Genomic DNA, 14,074 nt, shown 5'->3' on the forward strand with positions numbered 1-14,074 from the left:
ATTTAAGCACAGAAAAAAAACATTTACAACCCATAATGAGTGCTTTAATATTATCCAAATCGAAAATAACACACAAAGAGCACCCAATATGACTACTACAATCAACGGTAAACTTGATGCAGCCACAGCGGCATCGCTTACAGAACTTGCTACTAAAACACTTATAGCAAACGATTTAGGTGGCTATACCGTCCCTACGCATGGCCTTTACCCGTTTCAGTGGAACTGGGATTCAGCGATTACAGCCCTAGGGTGGATGAAGTCTGACGAGAGCCGTGCGTGGCAAGAAATTGATGTGTTATTTTCAGGCCAGTGGGATGATGGCATGGTGCCACATATCTTATTTCATAAGGATTCAACTACCTACTTCCCTGGTCCAGATGTGTGGGGCTCTGATAAAAAAATTAAAAGTACGTCTATTTCGCAGCCACCCGTTGTGGCAACAGTAATGAAAGAAATGCTTGCCAGCGCACAAGATAAAGCCCTTGCAAAGCAAAAAGTTAAAGCATTATTTTCTCAAGTTGTTGATTACCATTTATGGTGGTACAACGACCGCGATCCTGAAAACACAGGCTTAGTGGTCACTTATCATCCGTGGGAATCGGGTATGGATAACAGCCCATCGTGGGATGATGCCCTTGAAGCTGTACCTGGTGTTGATTGGGAATACACCCGCCGCGACACCAGCCATGTTGATTCGTCGCAGCGCCCGCATAAAAGCGAGTACGACCGTTTCTTATACCTAGTAGACTTTTTTAAACGTAACAATTTTGATAGCAAAGTAATTTACGAAACCTGCCCGTACAAAATGAACGACCTAGGTATTATTGCTATTTTGCACCGTGCGACAAAAGATTTACTCAAAATGGGTGAACAACTCGGTTTAAACGATGCACGTACCGATTATTTAGCACAGCGTCTAGAACTTACTCAAACAGCAATTAACACGTTATGGTGTGAGCAAAGCGAATACTTTTACTGTAAAAACGTGTTAACCAACAGCCTAGCTAAAGTTAAAACATCGGCGGCACTACTAACCGTTTATGCTGGTTTAACAACTGACGAGCAAACGCGTATTATTAATACCGCGACAGAAGATTTTATTGAGTCGAGTCAATTTAGTGTGGCATCTACCCACCCTAAAGAAGAAAAATACGAGCCACAGCGTTACTGGCGCGGCCCTATTTGGTTACACATTAACTGGATGATAGCCATCGGCCTTAAAGAAGCAGGGTTTGTAACCACGGCTGATAAAATTCAGGACGACACGCGCGATTTAGTGCTTAAATCGGGTTACTACGAATATTTTAACCCAGAAACAGGCGCTGGCTGTGGTGGTAAAGATTTCTCATGGACAGCCGCTATTGCGCTGCATTGGCTACTTGATTAATAACTAAGGCAGCATTATGAAACACACAATATGTTTTGGTGAAGTATTGGTTGATTTACTCTCTGATAAATTAAGCCAAAACAACAGCGAGCACGAAGCGTTTACTAAGTTTGCAGGCGGTGCGCCTGCAAACGTAAGCGTAGCTATTGCAAAGCTAGGTGGTAACGCCTACTTTGCTGGCATGCTAAGCACCGACAGCTTTGGTGATTTTTTACATAACGCCTTAAAAGAGCAAGGCGTAAAAACCGACTTTATGCGCTTTACCGACCAAGCGAAAACCGCCCTTGCGTTTGTATCACTTGATAAGGACGGCGACCGTACGTTTGAGTTTTACCGTGATAACACCGCCGATCTGCACTTTACTAATAGTGACTTTAGCAGTGAATGGTTTGAGCAATGCGATATCTTTCATATTTGCTCAAATACCTTAACCGACGAGCGCATACGTAAAACCACCGCGTATGGGGTTGAATTTGCCAAGCAAAATAACTCAATTGTCAGTTTTGATATTAACTTACGCCTCAACTTATGGCCTAGTAATGCTAACCCGCGTGAACACATTTTACCCCTGTTAAAACACTGCTCTATTATTAAAGCCTCTAAAGAAGAGCTTGAATACTTAGCGGGTGAGCAAACGGGTGAAGAATTTATAGCCGACACTCTCAATAATGGCTGTGAGTTATTTGTGGTTACCGATGCAGGCAACCCGATGCATTGGTATACCAAAAATGCCAAGCAAACGCTTCACCCTAAAAAGGTTACTATGGTTGATGCTACCGCCGCAGGAGATGCGTTTGTAGGTGGATTGCTGTATCAACTAGGCTTACAAAACCTCACACCTAGCTCTTTTAGTAAGCTTTGCAATAACCCCGAAACACTAACAACTATTTTTGAATTTGCTTCGTTATGTGGTGCTCATGCAGCATCTTACAAAGGGGCATTTACGTCTCTTCCTAACGAAAAATCGCTTAACGATTTTAGGAGCGCACTATGAGCCTCACACCTGATAACTTTAAAAGCCGCGAATTTTTAACACAACATATTGCCGATACGCTGGCGTTTTACGAGCCAAACATAGACGACGAACACGGCGGTTTTTACCAAAACTTTTCGGATAATGGTGAGGTATTTGATAAGCAAACTCGCCACCTAGTAAGCTCTACTCGGTTTGTATTTAACTATGCACGTGCGTACCAAACCTTTAATGACGAAAAGTACCTAAACCGTGTTAAATCGGGTATTGAGTTTATTCGTAAGCACCACTTTGTTGAGCAAACAGGCGGTTACAATTGGTTATTAAGTGTTGAGCAAGGTAACGCCACTGTACTTGATGATACCAACCACTGCTATGGCTTTGCGTTCGTGATTTTAGCCTACAGTTGGGCATACCGTGTAGGTGTTACAGAGGCACGCGAATACCTAAACGATACATTTCAAACAATGGAAACGCATTTTTGGGATGCAAAAGCGGGTTTATATAAAGATCAGCACAACAATGACTTTACTAAGTGCGATCCGTATCGCGGGCAAAACGCCAATATGCATACGTGCGAAGCACTTATTGCCGCTTATGAAGCCACTCAAGATGAGCTATTTTTAAATCGCGCGCTCACACTGGCTGATAACATGGTTAATCGCCAAGCTAATTTAATGGGTGGGCTTATTTGGGAGCACTACGATATAAATTGGCAGATTGATTTAGAGTACAACAAAGACGACCCTAAAAATTTGTTTCGCCCGTGGGGTTTTCAGCCAGGTCACCAAACTGAGTGGTCAAAACTATTAATGTTTTTAAATAAGCATAAGCCACAAACTTGGCTTGTAGAGCGCGCTCAAGCGCTATTTGATAATTCAATAGACGTTGCGTGGGATAAACAACACGGCGGTATTTGTTACGGATTTGCGCCAGATAAAAGCATATGCGATGACGACAAGTACTTTTGGGTGCAAGCCGAAACACTGTGCTGTGCAGCCTACCTTTATGAAACCACCGGGGATGAAAAATACCAGCAGTGGTATGACAAAATTTGGCAGTACTCGTGGCAGCACTTAGTTGATCATCAATACGGTGCGTGGTTTAGAATTTTAACCGTAGATAACAAAAAAATAGATACCATGAAAAGCCCAATTGGTAAAACGGATTACCATACTATGGGTGCCTGCTTTGACGTGTTGGCGTTATTAAAATAACCCAATAAGGTAAAACATTTAATTGTGTTGTGTAGACCCTTAAACCGCCTTTTTGGCGGTTTTTTTTGCCTAAATAGTTACGCCTTTAACACCCTAAAAATAATCACCACAAAATATAATTTTGTGCGCCCCCTACTTTTTAAACCTCATATTTTGAATAACAGCTACAAAATAACGGTTAAAAACGAAAACATGGCCGCGTTTTTAAATGATGAAGTGCACGTAACTATTCCTGATTTAATATGCTGTATTAACAGCCAAACAGGCACACCCATTACTAATCCTAATTACGCGGTAGGCATGAAGGTAGCCGTTGTAATTTTACCAGCGCCAAAGGAATTTACAGGCCCTAAAGGTTTAGAAATATTTGGCCCGCGTTACGCAGGCGTTAACACCCCATATAAAGCAGCGATTGCAAATTAATTATTGCTAAGGGCGTGCTGCAGCTTGCTATACAATGCAGCATGGCCTTTACCAAACTCGGTGGCGTTTCTATCAATGCGACTAAGCCATTCTTTAGCCTGTGCCTTTTTACCTATTTGTAAATATACCTGCGCTAAACGTAAGCTATAAATAGCATGGTAAATGCTTGAGGGCTCAGTAAATTTGAATGCGGTTTTATAATAATTTATAGCCTGTAAATACTCTTTATTTTGCTGATAACTGTACGCTAAGTTACCGCTAGCAAGCACTATTTTAGCAGCGTGGTTGGTGTTTTTTATGGCGTTATAGGCCATTAAATTACTTTTTACTGCGTGCTCGTATTGCTGCCACTTTAAGTAAATATGCGCTTTGTTAATGTGCAGCTCTAAATGAAAAATAGGATCGTTATTTTTTGCAAAGCGCTGCTCGGCATCTCTTAGTAATCGCATCGCTGCTTTTTTACTACCAAACACATAGTGTAGGTTAGCCAACTCCACTAATCTTAAAGGGTCACCAAAAGCATTATATATCCCGTCTAACTGGGTAAACGCTTTAGCGGCATACGTTTTAGCTTCTGCTTTTTTGCCAATATAGTTAAGTGCTTTCGCGTAATAAAAATACATTTGTAGCTTAAATACATCGGGCAGCTTATCTTGCTCTAAAAAAGGAGTAATAGCGTTGAGTAAGTTTTCGAACTGTTGGTAGTCGTAGTAGTAATCAAATTGGTAGGTTTTTATTTTGTACCACTGTGCAGGGTTATCTTTGACTTCATTAAGGCGCGTTTCAATATAAGTTAAACAGTGCGTTTTGGGCTGTTGCAAGCAAAACGCTTCATGATCGCTGTAGTTTTCTGATGCTAATGCATTAAAACTTGTAGCGACAATACTTAACAGCAAAAATATACGCACCAATATTACACTCTTTAAAATCACCTTAATTAAGAGTGTAATATTTTTATCTCATCTATCACAATACGCTGAAATACTTATGCATATTGCCCACATGCAAACCCACAGCTCCACGCATACTGGAAGTTGTAACCCCCAAGCCAACCCGTTACATCGGTTACTTCGCCTATAAAATATAAGCCTTTGGCTTTTTTAGCTTCAAAGGTTTTAGAGCTCAGCTCATCGGTATCAACGCCGCCCAAAGTTACCTCGGCGGTGCGATAGCCCTCTGTGCCATTAGGTTTTATTTGCCATGCGTGAATATAGCTTGCTAACTCATCTATTTGAGCATGGGTAAGCTGATTAATATTACAATCTGGAATCGCTTTGCTGTCGTGCAGTATGTCTATAAAGCGTTTGGGTAAAATAGTCGCAAGGCTGTTTTTTAATGATTTTTGGGCTTGTGTTTCTCGCCAATCAGCCAGTTGCTGTTTTAAATCGAGATCAGGGAGCAAGTTTATGCTTACTACCTGCCCTGCTCGCCAAAATGAGCTTATTTGCAATATGGCAGGCCCCGATAAACCTCGGTGAGTAAACAAAATATTCTCTTTAAATACAGTGCCGTCTTCGCTAGACACTTCGCACGGTATACTAATTCCTGAAAGCCCTTCAAAGCGTTCTTTATCGTGTTGATGCAAAGTAAATGGCACAAGCGCCGCCATGGTAGGTAGTACGTTTAAGCCAAACTGCTCTGCAATTTTATAGCCTATAGGAGTGGCGCCAAGCTTGGGCATTGTTAAACCGCCCGATGCGATAACTAGCGATTCACAAGTAAGTGTTTCTTGCTCCGTGGTAACACGGTAGCCAATATCGGTTTTAGCCACATTTAACACTTCGCTGCGCAATTTAATATTAACACCAGCCCACTCGCATTCGGTAAGTAGTATATCGACTATATCTTGCGCGCTGTTATCGCAAAACAATTGGCCTAAGGTTTTATGATGGTATGCCAAGCCGTGGCGGTCTACCAGCTCAATAAAATCGTGTTGGGTATAGCGGCTTAAGCACGACTTAACAAAGTGAGGGTTACTGCATAAGTAGTTTTCAGGACTGGCATTTTCATTGGTAAAATTACAACGCCCACCACCACTTATTAAAATTTTTCGACCAGGCTTTTTGCCCATATCAAGCACTGTAACGCTACGCCCGCGATAACCTGCTTGTGCTGCACTCATTAATCCGGCTGCACCTGCGCCAATCACAATTACATCTACTTGATTCATTACTTCGCCCTACTCAAAAATTTGCCCGATTATAGCAAAGTTTGTTTAAACACTCTGAATAGAATTTATTATTAAATTTATAGCAACAAATGTAACCGAGGCTGGCTATGGGCTTTTCTAAACAGTGTAAAAATAACAATCCTTTATACTTATTTTTGTTTTATATGATAAATACTAAACAACGACAAAAGCACCGTACACCTAGGTTATAACTAAAAGAAATAGGTACATAAGCAATTATTATTTTAAAGAAATTAACAGATCATTTACCTTTGTTTCTGTTTCGTAATTTAATATTACGAACTAACTAATAACAACTAGGGATAATTATGACAACAAGTAAATCATTTAAGCGTTGCGCTATCGCGCTCACTATTAGTACGGTATTTGCAGCATCTGCAAGTGTTGCTCAAGATGTGTCTACCTCTATGGCAGAAACAACAGCCAAACTACAAAGCCAATCGGGTTTTGAAACTCAGTTTATTATTAAGTACAAAAATAGCGCGAACGATATGCTAAGCATCTCGTCTGCTGACGCAAGCCCTGCAAATATGAAAAAGCGTGCTCAACGCTTTGTAAAAAATTTCGCTTCTAAAAAAGGTAAAGTAAAAGCGAAGTACATCCGTGCAATGGCGCTTAATAACCACCATGTTATGCGCGCAGATAAAAAACTAAGCGCTGCAGAAGCACAAGAATTTATGCAAGAAATGGTTGATTCTGGCAATGTTGAATACATTGAAGTGGATCAAATGTTAAAACCATTTGCAACGCCTAACGACCCTCGTTACGGCGATCAATGGCACTACTATGAGCAAGCGGGCGGCCTAAACTTACCAACCGCATGGGATACTGCAACAGGCAGTGGCGTAGTGGTTGCGGTACTTGATACTGGCTACCGCCCTCATGTTGATTTAAATGCTAACATTTTACCGGGTTACGATATGATCTCTAACCTATCGGTAGCTAATGATGGCGGTGGTCGCGACAGTGACGCACGCGATCCGGGCGATGCTGTAGCTGCTGGCGAATGTGGAAATAACGGCGCACAAGGCTCAAGCTGGCACGGTACGCACGTAGCAGGTACGGTTGCGGCTGTTACTAATAACGGTGAAGGTGTTGCTGGTGTGGCTTATGGCGCTAAAGTTGTGCCTGTACGTGTACTTGGTAAGTGTGGTGGTTTAACGTCAGACATTGCTGATGGCATTATTTGGGCATCTGGCGGAAGTGTATCGGGCATTCCTGCCAACTCAAACCCTGCTGATGTAATTAACATGAGCTTAGGTGGCAGCGGCTCGTGTAGCTCTACCACACAAAACGCAATTAACACGGCACGCAGCAACGGTGCAGTCGTGGTTATTGCTGCCGGTAATGATAACGATAACTCAGCAAACTATAACCCAGGTAACTGTAGTGGCGTTGTTAATGTTGCCTCTGTTGGACGTAACGGCGGACGAGCATATTATTCAAACTATGGTAGCAATATTGATGTTGCAGCGCCGGGCGGCGCACAAAGCTTTGCAAACGACTCTGAAGGCGTTTTATCAACCTATAATTCAGGCTCGTCTACACCTTCAAGCGATAACTATGCGTTCTCTCAAGGTACATCAATGGCGGCGCCTCATGTTGCCGGTGTTGCAGCCCTGATAAAGCAAGCTAAACCAAATGCTACCCCAGATGAAATAGAAAGCATTTTAAAATCGACCACCCGCTCATTCCCAGCAACGTGTACAAGTTGTGGTACAGGTATTGTTGATGCAGCAGCCGCTGTAGCCGCAGCAAGTGGCGGTACAACACCTCCTACCGGTGGCGATAGCGAACTGACAGATGGCGAAGCTAAAACAGGCTTAAGCGGCGCTGCAAGTTCACAAGCGTATTACACGATGACTGTGCCAAGTGGCGCAACGAATGTTACATTCACAATGAGTGGCGGTAGCGGCGATGCAGATTTATACGTACGCGCAGGCAGCCAACCAACTACCTCAAGCTACGATTGTCGTCCGTACAAAGGCGGTAATAGCGAAGAGTGTTCTATTGATAACCCAACCGCTGGTACATACCATGTAATGCTTCGTGGCTACTCGGCTTATTCAGGCGTTAGTTTAGTGGGTAATATTACAGGTGGTTCTACAGGTGGCGGTTCAACTACACCAGAAGCCGGTGGCGGCACGGTGAGCGATGTAACGGCTACAACAGGTAACTGGAAGCACTATACCTTAGATGTGCCAGCAGGAATGAGCACATTTACAGTCACCACCTCAGGTGGTACAGGTGATGCCGACTTATTTGTTAAGTTTGGCAGCCAACCTACCGCATCTAGCTACGATTGTCGTCCTTATAAAAACGGCAACGCAGAAACATGTACGTTTAGCAATCCGCAAGCGGGTACGTGGCATTTAAGCGTTAACGCTTACAGAACGTTTTCGGGTTTAACATTAAGTGGCCAATACCAGCCATAATTAAAAAGGCCCTAAGTGCATGCACTTAGGGCTTTAATAAAGTGATTATAGTTTTTCTAACACAGACTCAGCACGACTTACTGAAAACTCTTTGTCTTTTTCAACAAACAGGCCTGTTACTACATTATCGTCGACTACCATTGCATAGCGCGTAGAGCGTGTTCCACCAAAACTGCCGGTGTCTTTATCAAGCCCTAGCGCTTTAGTAAAACTGCCATCGCCATCTGCTAACATATCGATTTGTTGGGCATTTTGAGATTCTCCCCACGCTTTCATTACAAAAGCATCGTTAACCGATACACAGTAAATTGCCGCAATACCTTTTGCTTTAATTTTATCACTAAGGGTTATAAATTCAGGTAAATGCGCATTTGAACAGGTAGGCGTAAATGCACCCGGTACAGCAAAAAGCACAACCTTTTTACCATTAAAAAGCTCAGCGTTAGTATGAGTTTGCATGCCTTCGTCTGTTAGCTGCGTTAATGTAACTGCGGGTAACGTTTGACCTTGTTCAATCATGATAAATCCTTAAAGCATTTGATTAATGAGCCTACAGTATAACGCTAATTACCTTTGTGTTAGCAGGTATTTACAAGCCAAGGTTTACTTTTATGGTTTGCATTTGCTGTTGTAACTGGCTATGAATATCGTCAACTAGTAAGCTTGATTCGCTTACTTGGCCTTTCATACTTTGCATTGACTGGCTAAAGTTATCTAGCAAATTACTTTGCTGCTTAGCCAGCTCCATGGCCTCAAATGCCACTTTGTTGGCTTGCTGAGCGTTATCGGCCACGCCCTCTGAGTTTACTTTTAGCTCTTGCGCGTTTTGTGTTTGCGACTGCGCGCCATCTGCTAAGGCCGCAATTTGTGTAGATACTGTGCCCGACTTTTCGCTCAGTAGTGTGAGCTGCTCATTAATATCGCTCAATGAGCCTTGAGTTTGACGGGCAAGCTGGCGTACTTCATCAGCTACAACAGCAAAGCCTCGGCCATGCTCGCCAGCACGTGCTGACTCAATTGCTGCATTTAACGCTAGTAGGTTTGTTTGATCGGCAATATTGCGGATCACTTCAATAACTTGCCCAACGCCTTCAACCCCCGCAAGCAGCTCTTGTAGGTTTTGCATACTTTGCTCAACCCGTGTTTGCGTGTCTGAACTGGCACTTAGCATGCTTTGTGCAAAGCCTAAACTTTGCTCCATTGCACTAAAAGTGTGTTGGGCGTTATCAGCCACTTGGGCATTAATATTATTTACCTGCTCGCCAATTTGTTGAATATCAGCAAGCAAATGTTGGTTTTGCTCCACTTGCCCATGACTTGTAGACGCTTTTTGACTAATAGTTTGCAAATGCTCACTCATTTGCTGCATAAAATCATTTACCACTTTTAGCATTTGGGCACGCTCTTGCGCCTCTTTGCGCTGTCGTTCAATTAATAAATTAAAGTAACTGGCTATTTCGCCAACCTCTGTTTTTGGGTTCTTACTCTCAATGTTTTTAAGCTCGTTACTTTCAATTAAAAAGGCAAACCCGTCTCTGAGTTGCCTTAATGGGTTGAGCACTTGGTTACGCTGCACAATATAAACACCCGCGGCTAGCATCACCAAAGCGCCAATAGCAAAGCAAAATACCCAAAATACGTTTTCTTTAAGCGCCCCTTGTGCGTGTTTTAGTTGCTGCTCTGCATTGATAACGGTTTTAGAGAGCAAGCTAATTTGCTCACGCAATTCATTGGTGCCGGCTTCACGTTGCTGAGCTTGCGCTAAAGTACTGGCTAAATCGCGGGGGTAGCGGTTAGGCCAGCTGGTAATTTCAGATTTTATTTCATCGGCCAAATCTTCAGCTTCTTCGTCAAAAAATAAAGCATCTTCGTCAACCTCGCTCATAACACCTAAATTAGGGAGTTGCTCTATTTTGGCTGCTAACGCATTTAAATTAGCAATACTTTGCTGCAAGCTTTGTTCAGTATTGCTGTCGTAACTTACGATTAGTTGATAAGTAAATAAGGCGAGGTTGGTCACCTCGTTATAGTAATCTGCGCCAAGTGTGTAATAAGCTTGCGCATCGCTATTTTGGTTAGGGGATTTTTTTGCATAACCAATCAGTGACGAGGCTGAGCCGGCCATTTGGCGAATTGCATTATCAAGTAACGCCGTTTCGTTGCCCGACAATTTACCCAGCGCTCTGTACTTACCTTTAATATCGGTATCTAACGTGCTGAGCTGATCATTTAATTGCTCGGCAAGTACCGAAGGGAGTACTGCGAGTTGCTGTGTTTTTACTTGTTCAATTAGGGCTGATGATTGATTTAAGTATTGGCTATCACCTTGTTCTAGATAACTGCCTAGGTCACCGGCTAAATCCACTAAAATCGTGTTTTTTAATTTACTGTATGCGCTGTCTTGTTGCTCAAGCTTAAGTAAAGTTTGGCTTGCCCAAAATAGTGTGATGGCTAATAAAATACTTGCCAATGTTAACAGTATGGCTAACAGCCGAGTAAAAGATGATACGCGCATAAATAACAACCCCTATTGTTTAAGCGCGTAGACTATTAACTATTTATGACAATTTTATGTAACTCAGGGAAAACACTTATATTTGCGGCAAATATACGAGTAAAGGCTTAGCGAATACAGCGCCTTTATTAAACCAACCGACCTAAATTTATATGCTATTAAAGATAAGAAACGCAGGTTAATTACATGGTGAGAGTTTCATCACTTGGGTGAAAATAAAAAGAGGCTTAATACAGCTATTTATTAAAGCGCTGCGTATTAGCTAACGCCAGGCACAAAAAAACCGCGACCAGCGCGGTTTTTATTTTATTGTGTTAATTAAAGGCCAGCACGGTCTTTAATTACAGCAATTAACGGTGAGCCACCGTGGCCATTGCCTTCAGCCCATGCTATATCAGCGCCATCAGACAGTGCACTTTTTGATAAGTTTTTAACTATGTACTCGCCCGAGTCAACAGCGTTACTAACTACAGCATGGCGAAGTAAATTATTACCATTACATTGAATAGCATCGTAAATATTGCGAATTTTTACACGTGAGCTTTTTAGTTTACTACGTAAACGGTTTTTATCATCAGCTGCGATATATTCACAAATAGATACTGCTAATTGATCATTGGCTTTAGCAGGCACGGTATACATTAACGAACCAGCAGCAACGGCTGTAATAACAATTAGCTTTGACAATTTAAACATGAAACACCCTTTATGGTACTTTTTACCTATGTTGATTGTCTAATATTGTACCAACCTGCTGTAAGTTTCGCAATAATGTTAATCTTTTTTATATAAAGTTACGAATTTATAACTATATTGATTCTTTTCGTCGGGTTTATTTGCCTGTTCGTCGACGTTTTTCCACGTTGCTACCGCTTGGTAATCTGGAAACTGCGTATCCCCTTCAACCTCTAAATCTATAAAGGTTAAATATAAACGATCGGCACTTGGTAAAAACTGCTGATAAATATTACCACCGCCAATTATCATCACCTCTTCTTCGGCTTTAACCAGCTCTAGCGCAGCCTCTGGGGTGGTGACCGTCTCAATACCTTGAGCGCTATACTGGCTATTACGGGTAATAATTATGTTGCGACGCCCAGGTAAAGGACGACCTATCGATTCAAATGTTTTACGCCCCATAACGACAGGTTTGCCTGTTGTTACCTTTTTAAAATGCTGTAGATCGGCGGGTAAATGCCACGGCATTTTATTATCAAGACCAATTACACGGTTGTTTGCCATTGCGGCGATCATTGAAATTATCACATCAAATACCTAGTACTTTATTCTTAAAAAATAAAAAAGGAGCTTATGCTCCTTTTTAAAATATGTTTTTTATTAACGCTCGTAGACGACTTCTACATCGTAGTCGTCTTCATCCCAGTCGTCCCAATCATCATCATCGCCTTTGGTTGCTTTTTGATGGTAGGTATCCCACTTGAACTCAACTTCTTCGTCTTCAATCTCAACGAACTTCTCTTTAGGCATGCTATCAAGTAATGCCATAATATCGTGAATTAATGGCTGAGTATTAAGCTTATTGACTGCTGAAATACGGTAAACGTTTTCTTCTTCACCTAGCTCTTGCGCAATTTGCTCACACAAAGCTTGCGCTTCATCTTCTGGTAATAGGTCTATTTTATTAAACACTAACCAGCGTGGCTTTTCAGCAAGCTTAGGGCTGTATTGGTGTAACTCGTTAATAATGGCAAACGCATTATCAACAGGGTTTGAACCATCAACAGGCATAACATCAATCACGTGTAACAATACACGACAACGCTCTAAATGCTTCAAAAAGCGAATACCTAGGCCTGCACCGTCTGAGGCACCTTCAATTAAACCCGGAATATCGGCTATTACAAACGATTTGTTAGCCTCTGGGCGTACAACCCCTAAATTAGGAATTAGCGTGGTAAACGGGTAATCAGCGACTTTTGGTTTTGCTGCCGATACACTGCGAATAAACGTTGATTTACCTGCATTTGGCAACCCTAATAAGCCTACATCGGCAAGTAGCATAAGCTCTAATTTAAGGTTACGAACTTCACCTGGAGTACCTAACGTTTTTTGACGTGGAGCACGGTTAGTACTTGATTTAAAACGTGCATTCCCCAAGCCATGGAAACCACCTTTTGCAACCACAATTTTTTGACCATGCTGCGTTAAATCGCCTAACGCCTCTTGAGTGTCAACGTCGGTAATACGTGTACCCACAGGTACTTTTACTACCAAATCTTCGCCCTTTTTACCTGTACAGTTACGGCTTTGACCATTAGTACCACGCTCTGCACGGTGAAAACGCTCAAACTGGTAATCAATTAGGGTATTTAAGTTTTCATCAGCTTGTAGATAAACACTACCACCGTCTCCACCGTCACCGCCGTCCGGGCCACCGTCTGGTACATATTTTTCTCGACGGAAAGACACGACACCGCTGCCGCCGTCACCAGCTTCTGCGCGAATTTCTACTTCATCTACAAACTTCATGATTACTCACTTTAGGGATTGGCTTTAATTTAACTATTATATACCCAAGCCAACGTAAATGCAGGCTTGGGTATATATTTGACGTTTCTGAAAACAAAAAACCCCGCAAAGGCGGGGTTTTTTACTACCTTACTGATTACTCAGCTACGATAGTTACGTATTTACGGTTTAAAGGACCTTTTTGTTCAAATTGAACTTTACCATCTGCTTTTGCGAAGATAGTGTGGTCTTTACCGATACCTACGTTTGCGCCAGCGTGGAAACGAGTACCACGTTGACGAACAATGATGCTACCCGCTAGAACTGATTCGCCACCAAAACGCTTAACACCTAGGCGTTTGCTTTCTGAATCGCGACCGTTACGAGTACTACCAGCTGCTTTTTTATGTGCCATTTCTAAGTACCTCTAATTAAGCGCTAATGCCAGTGATTTTAACTTC

The 14,074-nt window shown here is 42.2% G+C and carries 13 protein-coding genes; 5 read left to right on the top strand and 8 right to left on the bottom strand.

Annotation, left to right across the window (positions count from 1 at the left end; genetic code table 11):
- Positions 1–88 precede the first annotated feature (88 nt).
- From B4F91_RS13210 to B4F91_RS13225, 4 genes are all read left to right on the top strand, one after another.
- Positions 89–1,390 (top strand): MGH1-like glycoside hydrolase domain-containing protein, encoded by a 1,302-nt coding sequence (locus B4F91_RS13210; RefSeq protein WP_004587937.1) that lies wholly within the window; start codon positions 89–91, stop codon positions 1,388–1,390.
- 16 nt (positions 1,391–1,406) lie between these two features.
- Entirely contained in the window at positions 1,407–2,384 is a 978-nt protein-coding gene (locus B4F91_RS13215) for a carbohydrate kinase family protein (RefSeq protein ID WP_054982288.1), read from the top strand.
- Complete coding sequence (locus tag B4F91_RS13220; RefSeq protein ID WP_286936414.1) at positions 2,381–3,580, top strand: AGE family epimerase/isomerase; 1,200 nt, start codon at positions 2,381–2,383, stop codon at positions 3,578–3,580. Before B4F91_RS13215 ends, B4F91_RS13220 begins: the two co-directional genes overlap by 4 nt.
- Before the next feature lie 153 nt (positions 3,581–3,733).
- The gene (locus B4F91_RS13225; protein ID WP_286936413.1) at positions 3,734–4,003 is read left to right on the top strand and encodes a DUF917 family protein; all 270 of its coding nucleotides are present in this window, start codon (positions 3,734–3,736) and stop codon (positions 4,001–4,003) included.
- On the opposite strand, the gene B4F91_RS13230 is transcribed toward B4F91_RS13225, so the two are convergent.
- Together B4F91_RS13230 and B4F91_RS13235 are read right to left on the bottom strand one after the other, a co-directional pair.
- Complete coding sequence (locus B4F91_RS13230; RefSeq protein ID WP_257125132.1) at positions 4,000–4,911, bottom strand: tetratricopeptide repeat protein; 912 nt, start codon at positions 4,909–4,911, stop codon at positions 4,000–4,002. The two genes, B4F91_RS13225 and B4F91_RS13230, sit on opposite strands and share 4 nt — an antisense overlap.
- Positions 4,912–4,988: 77 nt before the next feature.
- On the bottom strand, positions 4,989–6,173 hold the full coding sequence (locus B4F91_RS13235; RefSeq protein ID WP_286936411.1) for an NAD(P)/FAD-dependent oxidoreductase: 1,185 nt from the start codon (positions 6,171–6,173) through the stop codon (positions 4,989–4,991).
- Between the two features lie 329 nt (positions 6,174–6,502).
- Here B4F91_RS13235 and B4F91_RS13240 point away from each other — a divergent pair, with 329 nt between their 5' ends.
- Positions 6,503–8,629, top strand: coding sequence for a S8 family peptidase (locus tag B4F91_RS13240; protein ID WP_096042327.1), 2,127 nt, complete (start codon positions 6,503–6,505; stop codon positions 8,627–8,629).
- A gap of 45 nt (positions 8,630–8,674) precedes the next feature.
- Here B4F91_RS13240 and B4F91_RS13245 read toward each other — a convergent pair whose 3' ends face one another.
- The 6 genes from B4F91_RS13245 to rpmA all read right to left on the bottom strand — a co-directional run bounded on the left by B4F91_RS13245 (position 8,675) and on the right by rpmA (position 14,028).
- Complete coding sequence (locus B4F91_RS13245) at positions 8,675–9,148, bottom strand: peroxiredoxin (protein WP_029773342.1); 474 nt, start codon at positions 9,146–9,148, stop codon at positions 8,675–8,677.
- Positions 9,149–9,218: 70 nt separating this feature from the next.
- The gene (locus B4F91_RS13250) at positions 9,219–11,144 is read right to left on the bottom strand and encodes a methyl-accepting chemotaxis protein (RefSeq protein WP_286936409.1); all 1,926 of its coding nucleotides are present in this window, start codon (positions 11,142–11,144) and stop codon (positions 9,219–9,221) included.
- A gap of 318 nt (positions 11,145–11,462) precedes the next feature.
- Positions 11,463–11,840, bottom strand: a complete 378-nt coding sequence (locus B4F91_RS13255; RefSeq protein WP_004587925.1) for a DUF3718 domain-containing protein — start codon at positions 11,838–11,840, stop codon at positions 11,463–11,465.
- 78 nt (positions 11,841–11,918) lie between these two features.
- Positions 11,919–12,410 (bottom strand): type 3 dihydrofolate reductase, encoded by a 492-nt coding sequence (folA, locus tag B4F91_RS13260; RefSeq protein WP_055252694.1) that lies wholly within the window; start codon positions 12,408–12,410, stop codon positions 11,919–11,921.
- A 72-nt stretch (positions 12,411–12,482) separates the two neighbouring features.
- On the bottom strand, positions 12,483–13,634 hold the full coding sequence (cgtA, locus tag B4F91_RS13265) for an Obg family GTPase CgtA (protein ID WP_004587923.1): 1,152 nt from the start codon (positions 13,632–13,634) through the stop codon (positions 12,483–12,485).
- Between the two features lie 136 nt (positions 13,635–13,770).
- Positions 13,771–14,028, bottom strand: a complete 258-nt coding sequence (rpmA, locus tag B4F91_RS13270) for a 50S ribosomal protein L27 (RefSeq protein WP_004587922.1) — start codon at positions 14,026–14,028, stop codon at positions 13,771–13,773.
- Positions 14,029–14,074 lie beyond the last annotated feature (46 nt).

This window comes from Pseudoalteromonas sp. UBA6610, from assembly GCF_002433295.1.
GTDB lineage: Bacteria > Pseudomonadota > Gammaproteobacteria > Enterobacterales > Alteromonadaceae > Pseudoalteromonas > Pseudoalteromonas atlantica.

Bases quoted from the DNA above. Each gene is read 5' to 3' on its own strand.
- B4F91_RS13245 (WP_029773342.1), bottom strand. From the start codon at position 9,148: ATGATTGAACAAGGTCAAACGTTACCCGCAGTTACATTAACGCAGCTA.
- B4F91_RS13250 (WP_286936409.1), bottom strand. From the start codon at position 11,144: ATGCGCGTATCATCTTTTACTCGGCTGTTAGCCATACTGTTAACATTG.
- B4F91_RS13215 (WP_054982288.1), top strand. From the start codon at position 1,407: ATGAAACACACAATATGTTTTGGTGAAGTATTGGTTGATTTACTCTCT.
- B4F91_RS13235 (WP_286936411.1), bottom strand. From the start codon at position 6,173: ATGAATCAAGTAGATGTAATTGTGATTGGCGCAGGTGCAGCCGGATTA.
- rpmA (WP_004587922.1), bottom strand. From the start codon at position 14,028: ATGGCACATAAAAAAGCAGCTGGTAGTACTCGTAACGGTCGCGATTCA.
- B4F91_RS13210 (WP_004587937.1), top strand. From the start codon at position 89: ATGACTACTACAATCAACGGTAAACTTGATGCAGCCACAGCGGCATCG.
- B4F91_RS13240 (WP_096042327.1), top strand. From the start codon at position 6,503: ATGACAACAAGTAAATCATTTAAGCGTTGCGCTATCGCGCTCACTATT.
- B4F91_RS13220 (WP_286936414.1), top strand. From the start codon at position 2,381: ATGAGCCTCACACCTGATAACTTTAAAAGCCGCGAATTTTTAACACAA.
- cgtA (WP_004587923.1), bottom strand. From the start codon at position 13,634: ATGAAGTTTGTAGATGAAGTAGAAATTCGCGCAGAAGCTGGTGACGGC.
- B4F91_RS13255 (WP_004587925.1), bottom strand. From the start codon at position 11,840: ATGTTTAAATTGTCAAAGCTAATTGTTATTACAGCCGTTGCTGCTGGT.